The organism is Rhodococcus sp. NFXS4, assembly GCF_058139645.1.
This window is the reverse complement of sequence record NZ_CP192221.1, coordinates 201,835-215,385: the sequence shown is the minus strand read 5'-3', so window position 1 is coordinate 215,385 and position 13,551 is coordinate 201,835. Positions and strand designations below refer to the sequence as shown.

At 68.5% G+C, this 13,551-nt stretch carries 15 protein-coding genes; 12 read left to right on the top strand and 3 right to left on the bottom strand.

Features of this window, described 5'->3' with window-relative positions:
- Window positions 1-61: 61 nt before the first annotated feature.
- A complete protein-coding gene (locus J4E04_RS01025; protein ID WP_222632680.1) occupies window positions 62-430 on the top strand; it encodes a histone-like nucleoid-structuring protein Lsr2 in 369 nt (122 codons plus the stop codon).
- 19 nt (window positions 431-449) lie between these two features.
- Here the strand turns inward: J4E04_RS01025 and J4E04_RS01020 are convergent, their stop codons facing one another.
- Window positions 450-1,688: an APC family permease gene (locus J4E04_RS01020; RefSeq protein WP_222637890.1), complete on the bottom strand. Its 1,239-nt coding sequence runs from the start codon at window positions 1,686-1,688 to the stop codon at window positions 450-452.
- A 147-nt stretch (window positions 1,689-1,835) separates the two neighbouring features.
- Between J4E04_RS01020 and J4E04_RS01015 the strand changes: the two genes are divergently transcribed.
- Window positions 1,836-3,455, top strand: a complete 1,620-nt coding sequence (locus J4E04_RS01015) for an AMP-binding protein (protein WP_490149716.1) — start codon at window positions 1,836-1,838, stop codon at window positions 3,453-3,455.
- A 34-nt stretch (window positions 3,456-3,489) separates the two neighbouring features.
- Here J4E04_RS01015 and J4E04_RS01010 read toward each other — a convergent pair whose 3' ends face one another.
- Window positions 3,490-4,530, bottom strand: a complete 1,041-nt coding sequence (locus tag J4E04_RS01010; RefSeq protein WP_222632342.1) for a type III polyketide synthase — start codon at window positions 4,528-4,530, stop codon at window positions 3,490-3,492.
- Between the two features lie 90 nt (window positions 4,531-4,620).
- Here J4E04_RS01010 and J4E04_RS01005 point away from each other — a divergent pair, with 90 nt between their 5' ends.
- From J4E04_RS01005 to J4E04_RS00980, 6 genes are all read left to right on the top strand, one after another.
- Window positions 4,621-5,706 carry a PLP-dependent cysteine synthase family protein gene (locus tag J4E04_RS01005; RefSeq protein WP_490149715.1) on the top strand — a complete coding sequence of 362 codons (1,086 nt, stop codon included), beginning with the start codon at window positions 4,621-4,623 and terminating at the stop codon, window positions 5,704-5,706.
- On the top strand, window positions 5,706-6,506 hold the full coding sequence (locus tag J4E04_RS01000; protein ID WP_490149714.1) for a hypothetical protein: 801 nt from the start codon (window positions 5,706-5,708) through the stop codon (window positions 6,504-6,506). The genes J4E04_RS01005 and J4E04_RS01000 overlap by 1 nt, the downstream gene beginning before the upstream one ends.
- Before the next feature lie 10 nt (window positions 6,507-6,516).
- Window positions 6,517-7,359, top strand: coding sequence for an SGNH/GDSL hydrolase family protein (locus J4E04_RS00995; protein ID WP_222646416.1), 843 nt, complete (start codon window positions 6,517-6,519; stop codon window positions 7,357-7,359).
- Between the two features lie 148 nt (window positions 7,360-7,507).
- On the top strand, window positions 7,508-8,749 hold the full coding sequence (locus tag J4E04_RS00990) for a dihydrolipoamide acetyltransferase family protein (protein WP_490149713.1): 1,242 nt from the start codon (window positions 7,508-7,510) through the stop codon (window positions 8,747-8,749).
- A 7-nt stretch (window positions 8,750-8,756) separates the two neighbouring features.
- On the top strand, window positions 8,757-9,194 hold the full coding sequence (locus tag J4E04_RS00985) for a GNAT family N-acetyltransferase (RefSeq protein WP_307108072.1): 438 nt from the start codon (window positions 8,757-8,759) through the stop codon (window positions 9,192-9,194).
- Window positions 9,195-9,208: 14 nt separating this feature from the next.
- Complete coding sequence (locus J4E04_RS00980; protein ID WP_490149712.1) at window positions 9,209-10,003, top strand: SDR family NAD(P)-dependent oxidoreductase; 795 nt, start codon at window positions 9,209-9,211, stop codon at window positions 10,001-10,003.
- Here the strand turns inward: J4E04_RS00980 and J4E04_RS00975 are convergent.
- Window positions 9,979-10,893 (bottom strand): DUF5996 family protein, encoded by a 915-nt coding sequence (locus tag J4E04_RS00975; protein ID WP_490149711.1) that lies wholly within the window; start codon window positions 10,891-10,893, stop codon window positions 9,979-9,981. The two genes, J4E04_RS00980 and J4E04_RS00975, sit on opposite strands and share 25 nt — an antisense overlap.
- Before the next feature lie 48 nt (window positions 10,894-10,941).
- Here J4E04_RS00975 and J4E04_RS00970 point away from each other — a divergent pair, with 48 nt between their 5' ends.
- The 4 genes from J4E04_RS00970 to J4E04_RS00955 all read left to right on the top strand — a co-directional run bounded on the left by J4E04_RS00970 (window position 10,942) and on the right by J4E04_RS00955 (window position 13,536).
- A complete protein-coding gene (locus J4E04_RS00970; protein ID WP_490149710.1) occupies window positions 10,942-11,892 on the top strand; it encodes a ring-cleaving dioxygenase in 951 nt (316 codons plus the stop codon).
- Complete coding sequence (locus tag J4E04_RS00965) at window positions 11,889-12,518, top strand: MSMEG_1061 family FMN-dependent PPOX-type flavoprotein (RefSeq protein ID WP_027506040.1); 630 nt, start codon at window positions 11,889-11,891, stop codon at window positions 12,516-12,518. The genes J4E04_RS00970 and J4E04_RS00965 overlap by 4 nt, the downstream gene beginning before the upstream one ends.
- A gap of 87 nt (window positions 12,519-12,605) precedes the next feature.
- Window positions 12,606-12,998 (top strand): Rv3143 family two-component system response regulator, encoded by a 393-nt coding sequence (locus tag J4E04_RS00960; RefSeq protein ID WP_056440992.1) that lies wholly within the window; start codon window positions 12,606-12,608, stop codon window positions 12,996-12,998.
- Between the two features lie 178 nt (window positions 12,999-13,176).
- On the top strand, window positions 13,177-13,536 hold the full coding sequence (locus J4E04_RS00955) for an NADH-quinone oxidoreductase subunit A (RefSeq protein WP_490149709.1): 360 nt from the start codon (window positions 13,177-13,179) through the stop codon (window positions 13,534-13,536).
- Window positions 13,537-13,551 lie beyond the last annotated feature (15 nt).

Genomic DNA, 13,551 nt, shown 5'->3' with positions numbered 1-13,551 from the left:
GCTCGATGAATCCATGTCCGGTTCGGTCGGGGAACTCATCATCGAAAGGAACCACAGCGTCATGGCGAAACAGGTCTTCGTGGAATTGGTCGACGATATCGACGGCGCACCCATCAAATCGGGTAAAGGGGAGACCATCGGTTTCTCGGTCGACGGTGTGGAGTACGAGATCGACCTCGGTGTGAAGAATGCCAAGGAGTTCCGCAAGCAACTCGATTACTGGGCCGAGCACGCCACGAAGGTGTCGTCACGTGGCAAGAAGGCCACGGCGAAGAAGGCGACCGGAACGGCGACGCAGGTCGGCTCGTCTCCGCGAGATCCTCTGCAGACCAAAGCCATTCGCGAGTGGGCGAATCAGAACGGGTACACGGTCTCGAGCCGCGGACGTATTCCGGCCGAGGTCGAAGAGGCGTACAACTCTGCCCAGTGACGTCAGGGCAGTAGTGATGTCATGACCGCAGTGCGCGCCGGCGCTGCAGCATCCACCGTCCGGCCGACCCTGCCGACAGAACCCCGATTCCGACCACCACCGCCGCCGCGGGCAGTGTGACCGCCAGCAGGACGCAGCCGCAGAGCCCGAGCATCTGCAGTGCCCGCGGCCACCGGCGATCGGAACCGGTCTGCGTGAATGCCGCGGCATTGGCCACGGCGTAATAGACGAGAACTCCGAACGACGAGAATCCGATCGCGTTCCGCACGTCGAGCGTGAGAACCACGACCACCACCACGGCGGCCACGGTGATCTCCGCGGCGCGCGGAACCGAGCGGCGCTCGTCGACGTGCGCGAGGTATCGCGGCATGTCCCCTTCCCGCGCCATCGCCATCGTGGTGCGGCCGATCCCCGCGATCAGTCCCAGCAGGGCTCCGAGAGCCGCGGCCGATGCCCCGACGCGCACCACCGGGCCCGCCCAGTGCGCCCCGACCGCGTCCATCGCAGCGGCCACCGGAGCCGTCGAGCGCGCGAGTGCGTCCGCCCCGAGAACGTGCAGCAGCATCACTGCGACGGCCGCGTAGATCACGACCGCGCACGCGAGGGCGCCGACCACGGCGCGGGGGATGGTGCGCGCCGGGTCCCGCACCTCCTCTCCGAGTGTCGCGATGCGCGCGTACCCGGCGAAGGCGAAGAACAGGATCCCCGCGGACTGCAGAACGCCCACCGGACCCGAGGTCGCCGAGAACCCGGCGCCCGTCACGGTGGACGAGCCCGTCGCACCGACGATCAGTGCCGCGACGAGCACGACGAGCACCACCGCCACGAGCACGCGCGTGACCGACGCGGTGCGGGTGATGCCCAGGCAGTTGACCGCCGCCAGCGCCACCACCGCGATCACGGCGAGCGCCCGTGCGTGCTCGGGCCACGCGTACGCGCCGAACGTCAGGGCCATGGCGGCACAACTCGCGGTCTTGCCGACCACGAAGCTCCAGCCCGCCAGGAAGCCCCACCGGTCACCGAGTCGCGCTCGCCCGTAGGCGTAGGCGCCGCCGGACGTGGGGTGCACCGCGGCGAGCTGGGCAGTCGACGTCGCGTTGCAGAACGCCACGACGGCGGCGACGGCGAGCCCGACCAGCAGCCCGCCACCCGCGGCCGCCGCGGCCGGGCCGAAGGCGGAGAACACCCCGGCGCCGACCATCGACCCCACGCCGATGACGACGGCGTCGCGCGTGGTCAGTCGTCGTTGCAGCGGCATCGACGAAGCATAGGGACCCCCGGTGAACGCCGAACGAAACCACCGCCACTTCGATGAATCATGATTAACCGAAATCGGGGAAACCGCAGACGGGCGGCCGTCCCATGGATTAGCGTCGCGGAGGTACCCGAGCCTCGAGGAGCGACTTTGTCACCGCAGACTTCCTACTCGTCCGGCCCGACCGACACGCCGCTGCTCGACGAGACGATCGGACGGAACTTCGATCGCACCGCCGCGCGGGTGGGCTCGTCGGACGCTCTCGTGGACGTCGCGTCCGGTCGCCGGTGGACGTACGACGAGTTGCGATCCGACATCGACGATCTCGCCCGCGGCCTGCTCGCGCGCGGAATCCGTCGCGGGGATCGCGTGGGGATCTGGGCACCGAACTGCCCGGAGTGGACCATCGTCCAGTACGCCACCGCGAAGATCGGCGCGGTGCTGGTGACCATCAACCCTGCCTACCGTGCGCACGAGCTGCAGTACGTGCTCGACCAGTCCGGCGCCACCATGCTGGTGGCGGTCCGGGCGCACGGCACCTCGGACTACGCCTCGATGATCGACACCGTGCGCGGCGAGTGCACCGATCTGGCCCACGTCGTGTACATCGGCACCGACGACTGGAGCGACCTCGTCACCGACGGTGAGTCCGTCGATGTGGACGAACTCGACCGGCGCACTGCCGAACTCGGTCCCGACGACGCCATCAACATCCAGTACACCTCCGGCACCACGGGATTCCCCAAGGGCGCGACGCTGAGCCACCGCAACATCCTGAACAACGGCTACTTCGTCGGCGAGCTCTGCCATTACACCGAGGCGGACAGTGTCTGCATTCCCGTGCCGTTCTATCACTGCTTCGGGATGGTGATGGGAAACCTCGCCTGCACCTCGCACGGTTCGACCATGGTGATCCCGGGACCGTCGTTCGATCCGGCAGCGACACTGGCCGCGGTCTCCGCCGAGCGGTGCACCTCGCTCTACGGAGTTCCCACCATGTTCATCGCGGAACTGGCCGTTCCCGACCTGGCGGAGCACGATCTTCGGTCGCTGCGCACGGGCATCATGGCCGGATCACCCTGTCCCACCGAGGTGATGAAGCAGGTCATCGACGTCATGGGAATGGCGGAGGTCTCCATCTGTTACGGGATGACCGAGACGTCCCCGGTGTCACTGCAGACCCGCTCCGACGACACGATCGAGCAGCGCGTGTCCACGGTCGGACGAGTCGGACCGCATCTCGAGGTGAAGATCGTCGACCCCGTCACCGGGGAGACGGTTCCCCGCGGAGAGCCCGGTGAACTGTGCACACGGGGGTACTCCGTGATGCTCGGTTACTGGGACGACCCCGAGAAGACCGCCGAGGCACTCGATTCCGAGCGCTGGATGCACACGGGCGACATCGGCACCATGGACGACGACGGCTACGTCGCCATCACCGGGCGCATCAAGGACATGGTGATCCGCGGCGGCGAGAACATCTACCCCCGTGAGATCGAGGAGTTCCTGTACTCCCACCCCGACATCCTGGACGCCCAGGTCATCGGTGTGCCCGACGACAAGTACGGCGAGGAACTGATGGCCTGCATCCGTCTGCGTGAGGGCGCCGCGGCCATGACCGTCGACGATCTCCGGGCCTACTGCGACGGCCGCATCGCGCGATACAAGATTCCGCGCTACCTGCGCGTCATGGATGCCTTTCCCATGACCGTGACCGGCAAGATCCGCAAGATCGAACTACGCGAGGAAGCCACGCGCCTGCTGGATTGACGGAACGGCTGGGTCGATCGAACGGCTGGGGTGATCAGGCTGCGTGGAACAGCATGGTCTCGGCGGTGAGTCCGGGTCCGAACGCCATCGCGCATCCCGACCCGGTGTCACCCCGCTCGAGCATGTCCGCGAGCACGAACAGCACGGTGGCCGACGACATGTTGCCGTAGTTCTCGAGCACGCGGCGCGACGACGTCAGAGCGTCTGCGTCGAGGTGCAGCGCGCCCTCCACCGCGTCGAGGATCGAGCGACCACCGGGATGCACGGCCCACAGGTCGATCGACGACGTCTCCGCCCCCGAGAGCACCGTCTTCATCGTGGTCTCGTCCAACGCGCGTGACAACGAGCCCGGCACCTTGCCGGAGAGCACCATGTCGAACCCCATGCCGCCGATGCGCCAGGTGATGAGGTCGCGGGAGTCCTCGATCATGAGGGCCTGGAAGGAGTCCATGGCCAGACCGGTGGACTCGGCAGTGACCAGCACGGCCGCGGCGCCGTCGCCGAACACCAGGAACGACAGCATCGTCTCGAGATCGTCGGTCTGCTGCATGTGCAGCGAGCACAGTTCGACGCTGACCACGAGCACCTTCGCGGCGGGCTCGGAGCGCACGATGTGGTGGGCGAGCTTGAGACCGTTGATGCCGGCGAAGCAGCCCATGAAACCGACCTGGGTGCGCTCTGCCGTGGTGGGCACGCCGCACTGCTTCATGATCTCGAAATCGATTCCCGGAGTGTAGAACCCGGTACATGTCAGGACGATGAGATGGGTGATGTCCCCTGCCGCGTCGCCGAGGCCGAGCCCGTCGACGGCACGAACGGCGAGTCCGGGAGCGGTGCGCTCGAACTCCTGCATCCGCGCCTGCGTGTCGACGGCGTTGGGATCGTCGCCGTAGAAACTGGCGATGGACGGGAACGCGGACCACCGGTGCGAGATCTGCGCGCGATCCGCCATGCGGCGGAACAGCAATTGCTTACGTCGCAGCGTGAACGTGCTGTCGGCGTAGGCGACGAAGTCGTCGTGGACGTCGTGCTCGGGAACGGCGGTCGAGATGGCATTGATGTATGCGGTCGTCACAGGTGCCTCTCGTGAAGGTGGGGGCTCGACAGGTCGAGTTCCCCCTGACCACCGCAGTCAACCACCGAGCGGGGCCGCGCGTCGGACAGAATGACCGTCATGAGAATCGAGGACCGTTCCTGGGTGGAGAACGCGCTGCGCATCGTCGAGGCCGACGCGAACCGCAGCGCGGACACTCATCTGCATCCCTTCCCACTGCCGGCCGAGTGGGGCATCGATCTCTACCTCAAGGACGAGTCGGTCCACCCCACCGGATCGCTCAAGCATCGGCTCGCGCGGTCGCTCTTCCTCTTCGGCCTGGCCAACGCGGACATCGGGCCCCGCACCACGCTCGTCGAGGCGTCGTCCGGGTCGACCGCCGTGTCGGAGGCGTACTTCGCCCGGCTCATCGGCCTCGAGTTCGTCGCGGTCATGCCGGCCACCACCAGCCCGACGAAGATCGCGCTGATCGAGCGCTACGGCGGCATCTGTCGCCTCGTCGAGCACTCGGGTGCCGTGTACGACGTCGCGGAGGAACTGGGTGCGCAGAAGGACTGGCTGTATCTCGACCAGTTCACCAATGCGTCGGTGGTCACCGACTGGCGCGGCAACAACAGCATCGCCGCCTCCATCTTCGATCAGATGGCCCTCGAACGGTTCCCCGTCCCCACCTGGGTGGTGGTCGGCGCCGGCACCGGTGGCACCAGCGCGACCATCGGCCGGTACTGCCGCTACCGGCGCGTGCCCACCCGGGTGTGCGTCGTCGACCCCGAGGGATCCGCGTTCTTCGAGGCGTGGCGCGACGACACCCGCGACGCCGTCGGCACCGGATCGCGTATCGAGGGAATCGGTCGGCCCCGCGTCGAGCCGTCGTTCGTCCCCGCCGTCATCGAGCACATGGTGCAGATCCCCGACGCCGCCTCGGTGGCGGCCGTCCGCATGCTCGACCAGGTGACGGGCCTGCACGCCGGTGGATCGACCGGGACCAACCTCGTCGGCGCGTTCCGGTTGGCAGCGGACATGAAGGCTCGCGGAGAGCAGGGGAGCATCGTCACGCTGCTGTGCGACGGGGGAGAGCGCTACGAGGGCACCTACTACGACGACGCCTGGGTGACGAGCCACGGCATGAACCTCGACGCACACCGCGCCTGCATCGACCACTTCCTCGCGACAGGCGTCTGGTCGGAGTCCGTGTGATGACCCTCTACTCGGAGCTGCCCGCCCGCCGGACCCGCCAGGTGGTCGCCGACGTGGTGGTCGCGGTGTGGACCGTGGTCTGGATCCGGGTGGGCCTGGCGCTGCACGACGCGGTGATGGCGTTGGCGGCGCCCGGACGCGAGATCGCCGACGCCGGAAGCGGACTGGAGAACAACCTTCGGTCCGCGGGCGAACGGGTGTCCTCCGTCCCACTCATCGGTGACGACGTCCGCACACCGTTCGACCGGGCCGGGGACGCCGGCGCCGCACTGCGCGGCGCAGGTGAGGCGCAGGTCGCGGCGGTCGAGGCGCTGGCGTCGTTCCTCGGTGTCACCGTCGCCCTGCTCCCCATCGTCGCGCTGCTGCTCCTGTGGCTCCCGCGGCGGATCCGCTTCGCCCGGCAGGCCACCGCCGCGGCGGCGCTTCTCCGGTCCGGCGCCGACCTCGACCTCTTCGCGCTGCGTGCTCTCGCGCGGCGACCGCTGACGGAACTGACGCACATCCATCCCGATCCCGCCGGCGCCTGGCGCGCGGGCGACCCCGCCGTGGTCCGCTCGCTCGCGGCGCTCGAACTGGCGGCGGTAGGGATGCGCGCACCCGGTCCCGACCTTTCGACGTCCGACGGCGCCACGGCCGTTTACGCTGAGTCCATGGCCGAGAAGACGACGACGAACGACTCCACCGACGAGCCCAAGGGCGGTCGTCCCGGACCCGCCGATCAGGGCGGCGCCGGCGGTATGGCGACGCGGGAGAACGCACCCGACGTCGCGGAGTCGGAAGCATCGAACGACGCCGACTAGGACTGCGCGCATGTCGACACGCCGACTCGTCGTCGCAGTGGCGGCTGCCGCCGCCGCGAGCACTCTGTCCGCCGCTCCCGCGGCCGCCGCGCCGGCACCCGGTGCGTATGTCGCACTGGGAGATTCGTTCTCCGCCGGCAGCGGAATCGCACCGCAGACACCGTCCGGGATCTGCGGCCGGTCCGCGGTGAACTACCCCACGCTCGTCGCTCGCGAACTCGGCATCGACACGGTGCGCGACGTGACGTGCGGCGCCGCGGAGAGCGAGAACCTCGCGGGACCGCAGACCGGGCTCGGCGGCGGAGTCGCCGCACCGCAGTTCGACGCGCTCGGTCCGGACACCACGCTCGTCACCCTGGGAATCGGCGGCAACGACATCCAGTTGGTTCAGCTCGCGGCGGGCTGTATCAGCGTGCTCCCGGCTCCTCTGACGCCATCGTGCTCCGATCGTCCGGACACCTACAGCGACCGTATCGACGCGTTCGCCGCGACGTACGACACGATCCTCGACGAGATCGCCCGCCGGGCGCCGGCCGCGCAGGTGGTGATGGTCGGGTATCCCACCGGCATCCGGCCCGGCGGCTGCCTCGACTCGCAGCCCGTGCGGCCCGCGGACGCGACCTACCTACAGGCCCGCATCGATCAGCTCAACTCGGTGATGAGTCGCGCCGCCGCCGCGCACGACGCCACGTTCGTCGACCTCGCGCCGACCACCCGTGACCACGACGTGTGCGCCGCCGACAGCTGGATGGTCGGCGCGGTGCCGACGTCTCCGGACGCGGTGGTGCCGCTGCACCCCACGGCGGCGAGTCACCAGAACACCGCGCGCGAGATCGTGGCCGCACTGCGCTGACGCACGGTGCACGACCGACTGCCTCGCTCGACCGCCGCCGTTGGTCATCGTGCTCACTCGGTCGACCGTCTCTTGCGCACTGTGCGGCGTGGTGATTGTGTGACCTGACACACAGCGTTCACGAGTGCACTCACGAGGAGCATCCGCCATGTCCACGGTCAAGACATTCCTGCTGCCGGACCTCGGCGAGGGGCTCGCCGACGCCGAGCTGCTCACCTGGTCGGTCGACGTCGGCGACACCATCACGCTCAACCAGACCATCGCCGAGGTCGAGACCGCGAAGGCGTCCGTCGAACTGCCGTCTCCCTATGCCGGCGTGGTCGTGGCGCGGCACGCCGAAGAGGGCACCACCATCGACGTGGGCGCACCGTTCCTCGACATCGAGGTGGCGGGTCCGGCGACGACCGGTCCGGCCTCGCCCGAGACCGCCGACGAGGCGGCAGCCGACGCGCGTCCCGAGCCGTCGGTCGAGAAGGCGGAGTCCGAGACGGTCGGGGCCGCGCCGACGCGGACGCCCGTCCTCGTCGGCTACGGCGTCGCGGAGGAGGCATCGAGTCGTCGGCCCCTGGCCGCGCCGCCGGTACGCAAGGAAGCGCGCGAGCGCGGTATCGACCTCGCGACCGTGGCCCCGACGGGACCGCACGGCAACGTGACCCGCGACGACCTGGCCGTCTCCTCCGCGCCGCACGCGGACGAGGAGCGCACGCCGATCAAGGGCGTCCGCAAGCACACCGCCGAGGCCATGGTGCGCAGCGCGTTCACCGCGCCGCACGTCACCGAGTTCGTCACCGTCGACGTCACACCGATGATGGAGTTGCTCGACGAGCTGAAGGCGAGCCCACTGCTGGCCGGTGTCCGCGTGACGCCGCTCGCTCTCGTCGCGAAGGCCCTGCTCATCGCCGTCCGGGAGCACCCGAGCCTCAACTCGTCGTGGGACGAGGCGGCGAACGAGATCGTCACCAAGAAGTACGTGAACCTCGGTATCGCCGCGGCGACACCGCGCGGGCTGATGGTTCCCAACATCAAGAACGCGCAGACCCTCGGATTCCGCGATCTGTGCTCGTCACTGTCCGCGCTCACCGCCGTCGCCAAGGAGGGGAAGACCGGTCCGGCAGAGCTGGCCGACGGAACGATCACGATCACCAACATCGGCGTGTTCGGCATCGATTCGGGCACCCCGATCCTCACGCCAGGCGAGGCCGCCATCCTGTGCTTCGGGGCCGTCCGGCGTCAGCCGTGGGAGTACCGCGGGGAGATCGCGCTGCGACACGTCACGACCCTCAGCCTCTCGTTCGACCACCGGCTCGTCGACGGCGAACAGGGCTCGAAGTTCCTGTCCACCGTCGCGACCCTGCTCTCGGATCCGGTGGGGTTCGCGGCCCTGGGATAGTGGTGCGGTGACCAGCATCCATCACGCCACCGTTCGAGACGTCGATCCCGTTGCGCTGTACCGCGTCCTGCAGTTGCGCACCGAGGTGTTCATCCACGAGCAGGGCATCGTCGGCGAGCAGGAGATCGACGGGCGCGATCTCGAACCCACGACCACCTTGTTCTGGTCGGAGGAGCCGAACGGCGACGTGCTCGCGACACTGCGGGTGCTGCAGGACGAGGTGCCGGCCCACATCGGCCGCGTCGCCACGGCGTCGGCGGCACGCGGACGCGGGCTGGCCGCCGACCTGGTGCGGGCGGCGATCGAGTTCGCGGGCACCGACGTCGCGATCTCCGCCCAGGCCTACCTGGAGGAGTGGTACGGGCGCCTCGGCTTCGTGCGCACCGGGCCGAACTATCTAGAGGCAGGAATAGACCACCTGCCGATGCTGCTGACCCGTACCTGACACCAGGAGGACACATGCAGATCGATCTGAGCGGCCGGACAGCCCTCGTCACGGGTTCCACGCAGGGCATCGGCTACGCCATCGCCGTCGGCCTCGCCCGAGCGAGAGCGACCGTGCTGATCAACGGCCGGTCCGACGCGTCCGTCGGTGCGGCACTCGACCGTCTCACCGCGGAGGTACCCGACGCGACGGTCGTCGCGGCCCCGGCGGACGTCAGCACGGAGGACGGCACACGCGCCCTGGTGCAGGCACACCCCGATGTCGACGTCCTGGTGAACAATCTCGGAATCTTCGGCGCCACACCGGCTCTGGAGATCGACGACGACGAGTGGCGCCGCTATTTCGAGGTCAACGTCCTCGCCGCCGTGCGTCTGATCCGCGCCTACCTTCCGGGTATGAAGGACCGGCGCTGGGGCCGGATCCTGTCGATCGCCAGCGACTCGGCCGTCGTGATTCCGGCCGAGATGATCCATTACGGCATGTCCAAGACCGCGCTGCTCGCGGTGTCGCGCGGCTTCGCGAAGGAGGCGGCCGGCTCGGGCGTGACCGTCAACTCCGTCATCGCCGGACCGACACACACGGGAGGTGTCGAGACCTTCGTCCGCGATCTGGTGGGCGACGAGTTGCCGTGGGACGAGGCGCAGCACGAGTTCATGGTGAAGTACCGCCCGCAGAGCCTGATCCAGCGACTCATCGAGCCCGAGGAGATCGCCAACATGGTGGTCTACCTCAGTTCATCTCTCGCGTCGGCCACCACGGGCGGCGCACTGCGAGTCGACGGCGGCTACGTGGACTCGATCCTGCCCTGACCGTCGGGCCACTCCGCGAGGTCCGCGGCGATGCGTGCAGTGCTCTCGAGGAACTCCCGCAGCAGGGCATCGCCGTCCTCGGCCTCACGCACCGCCGAGTAGGGGAGCACGAACTCGCCGAGATCGCGATCGAAGTACGCCTGCGCCGGCTCGACGACCGCGGTGTCGAAGCCGTCGGGTTGCGGGTAGGCGTACGAGTAGAAGATGCCCTCCGACGCCCCGCCGGGCCAGTACCCGGCGCTCGACACCTCCTCGTTGTAGGCCTCGTGCATCACCCAGTCGGGGCAGTTGGGCACCCCGCCCGGATGCTGCGCCGCGGGGCGACCCGAAAACCGGGTCACCGCCAGGTCGAAGGCCCCCCAGAAGAAGTGGGACGGACTGGACTTCCCGCGGAACCCGCCGCGGAACGCGGAGAACACCCGATGCGCCGACACCAGCGAGCGCCAGTATCGCGTCATCGCTTCGGCGTCGTAGCCGGCATGCACGGTGTCCTCGGCGAACGGGATCGACGGGTCGACCTCGACAGGGGAGCCCATGATCGAGACGTGGACCCCGAGCGCCTCGAGGTGGGCGAAGAACTCGTCGTGGAAGTCCGCGACCGTGCGCGGCCGCAACTCCATCTCGCGTGCGTCGCCCCACGTGGTCTCGATGGTCAGCCGGTGTCGGAGGAAGTCGAAGCGGATCTCGACTCCGCCGCCTCGGTAGGGCATGAGCGAGGTGGTGAGTCCGGACGCATCGACGTAGGACGTCACGCCCCACCAGTGGTTGAGCGGCGGAGCCAGAGCCATGCGCACCTTGCCGACGATCTGCGTCCACATGTGCACGGTGTCGCGGGTGTCCTGCCACGAGTCCACGACGAGTTCCGGCCAGGCATCGTTCGTTTCGGTCACTGCATCCCTTTCACGGAGATATCGGCGCACACGTAGGACGATGGTCCCATGACGACACTCGCCCCTCTCGGTCTTCACCACGTCACCGCCATCGCGTCGGACCCCGGCCGGAACGTGGAGTTCTACACGCGCGTGCTCGGCCTGCGGTTGGTGAAGCAGACCGTCAACTTCGACGACCCCGGCACCTACCACCTGTACTACGGGGACTTCCGCGGTAGCCCGTCGTCGCTCATCACCTTCTTTCCGTGGAAGGACGTCGAACGCGGACGACAGGGAACCGGTCTCGCGACGTCGACGGCGTTCAGCGTTCCGGGCTCGTCGCTGTCCTTCTGGCACGACCGGCTCCGGGAGCTGAACGTGCGCGTCGAGGCGCCGGTGACCCGCGGCGACGACGAGGTCCTGCGCCTGTACGACCACGACGGCATGGTCCTCGACCTGATCGCCTCCGACGGGGACGCCCGCTCCGGCTGGGACGGCGTGGCATCGGTGCCCACCGAACACGCGGTGCGCGGACTGCACTCGGTCACCCTCACCGAGACGACACTCGACGCGACAGCCGAGCTGCTCACCGACCGGATGAGCATGACCGTCGCCGCGGACGGTGCCGCGAGCGCGCGGTTCGCCATGGCCGCGGGCGGCGCGGGCGCGCTGGTCGACGTCGTCACCGACCGCAGCGACCGTGGTCTGCAGGCAGGCGGCACCGTTCACCACGTCGCCTTCCGTGCGCCCGACCACGAGACCCTCACCGCCTGGCGCACCGAGCTGGTCGACAGCGGAGCGCACGTCACCGAGATCCTGGACCGGCAGTACTTCCAGTCGATCTACTTCCGGGAGCCGGGCGGCGTGCTGTTCGAGATCGCGACCGAGGCGCCGGGATTCGACGTCGACGAGCCACTGCTCGAACTCGGGCGCTCGTTGAAGCTGCCGCCGTGGCTCGAGCCGACGCGGGAGCAGATCGAGCAGAATCTCCCGGCACTCCCGGTGGGTGACGCGTCGTGACGTGGACACAGGTGACCGACGGCGAGACGCTGACGGCGATGTTCGGCACGCCGAGCTTCCGCGCCGCCCACAAGGATCGCCCCCGGCTGCATCCGCTCGACCGCGACTTCCTCGCGGCCTCGCCGTTCTGCCTGGTGGCCACCGCCGACGAGACCGGACGGTGCGACGTCTCGCCGAAGGGAGACCCGCCCGGCTCGCTGGTGCACGTCCTCGACGACGCCACCATCGCGCTGGCGGAACGGCCCGGCAACAAGCGGATGGACGGGTACCGCAACGTGCTGAGCAACCCGTTCGTGGGGCTCGACTTCCTGGTCCCCGGACGCGGGGACACGCTGCGCATCAACGGCCGCGCGCGGTTGATCTCCGACGCGCCGTTCTTCGACGACCTCGTGGTCAAGGGACACCGCCCGATCCTCGCGCTCGTCGTCGACATCGAGCAGGTCTTCCATCACTGCGCCAAGGCGTTCCTGCGGTCACGGCTGTGGGAGCCGGACACCTGGAATCCGTCGGTGCTGCCGACGGTCGCAGAGATCTCCAAGACGCTGATCCCCGACTCGCCGGAATCGCTCGAGGAACTGCGGGCGTACTACGGGCCGGCATACGAGGAGTCGCTGTACCGGTCGTAGATGCGCTCCGCGCCTGTGCGCCTCTTGCGCATCCAGGCATACGCAAAAGGCGCACGGGCGCGAAGCGCACTGGGTAACGTCCCACCCGTGGCGGACGCAACGTTGTCGGTGCTGATCTACAGCAGCCACGCGTCCACGCGGGCGCTCGTCCACCAGGCGCTGGGCCGTCGCCCGCACCCCGACCTGCCCGAGATCGAGTATCTCGACGTGGCGACGGCGCCCGTCGTGATCGAGCACCTGGATCGCGGCGGTGTCGATCTGGTGATCCTCGACGGCGAGAGCGCTCCCGTCGGCGGGATGGGCCTCGCGAAGCAACTGCGCGACGAGATCGACCCGTGTCCACCACTTCTCGTGCTCACCGGCCGCCCCGACGATGCGTGGTTGGCCACCTGGTCGCGTGCCGACGCGTCGGTGTCGCACCCGATCGACCCACTCGAACTCGGCCGCGCCGTGGTGGGACTGCTCCGCGACCCTGCCTGAGGCCCCGCCGGATCTCCGATCTGTGACGCCGGGGGATCACCGATTCGCGACGATTGTGAGCCCGAGTCACCAAACCGGACCCATCGCGACGAAAAAGTCCTACTGTGTGGCACAGATCACCTCGAGGCGTAGGGCGGTTCCGGTCGGAACCCACGACACGGGCGGGAGTTCGAGTGGCATGAACGCATATGTGCCGGTCCTCGTTCTCGGCGCGATCGCGGTCGCCTTCGCGCTGTTCTCGGTCCTCGTGGCATCGGAAGTGGGACCGAAGCGATACAACCGCGCCAAGCTCGACGCGTACGAATGTGGCGTCGAGCCCACACCGCAGCACATCGGCGGCGGTCGCTTTCCGGTCAAGTTCTACCTCACCGCAATGCTTTTCATCATCTTCGACATCGAGATCGTGTTCCTGTACCCGTGGGCTGTGCACTTCGAGGCACTGGGTGTGTTCGGTCTCGCCGCGATGGCCCTGTTCATCGTCAACGTTTCCGCCGCCTACGCATACGAGTGGCGTCGTGGAGGTCTCAGCTGGGACTGATCCACTCGCCGTGGA

Bases quoted from the DNA above. Each gene is read 5' to 3' on its own strand.
- J4E04_RS00995 (WP_222646416.1), top strand. From the start codon at position 6,517: ATGTCGACACGCCGACTCGTCGTCGCAGTGGCGGCTGCCGCCGCCGCG.
- J4E04_RS01020 (WP_222637890.1), bottom strand. From the start codon at position 1,688: ATGCCGCTGCAACGACGACTGACCACGCGCGACGCCGTCGTCATCGGC.
- J4E04_RS00980 (WP_490149712.1), top strand. From the start codon at position 9,209: ATGCAGATCGATCTGAGCGGCCGGACAGCCCTCGTCACGGGTTCCACG.
- J4E04_RS01005 (WP_490149715.1), top strand. From the start codon at position 4,621: ATGACCGTCATGAGAATCGAGGACCGTTCCTGGGTGGAGAACGCGCTG.
- J4E04_RS00990 (WP_490149713.1), top strand. From the start codon at position 7,508: ATGTCCACGGTCAAGACATTCCTGCTGCCGGACCTCGGCGAGGGGCTC.
- J4E04_RS01000 (WP_490149714.1), top strand. From the start codon at position 5,706: ATGACCCTCTACTCGGAGCTGCCCGCCCGCCGGACCCGCCAGGTGGTC.
- J4E04_RS01025 (WP_222632680.1), top strand. From the start codon at position 62: ATGGCGAAACAGGTCTTCGTGGAATTGGTCGACGATATCGACGGCGCA.
- J4E04_RS00955 (WP_490149709.1), top strand. From the start codon at position 13,177: ATGAACGCATATGTGCCGGTCCTCGTTCTCGGCGCGATCGCGGTCGCC.
- J4E04_RS00970 (WP_490149710.1), top strand. From the start codon at position 10,942: ATGACGACACTCGCCCCTCTCGGTCTTCACCACGTCACCGCCATCGCG.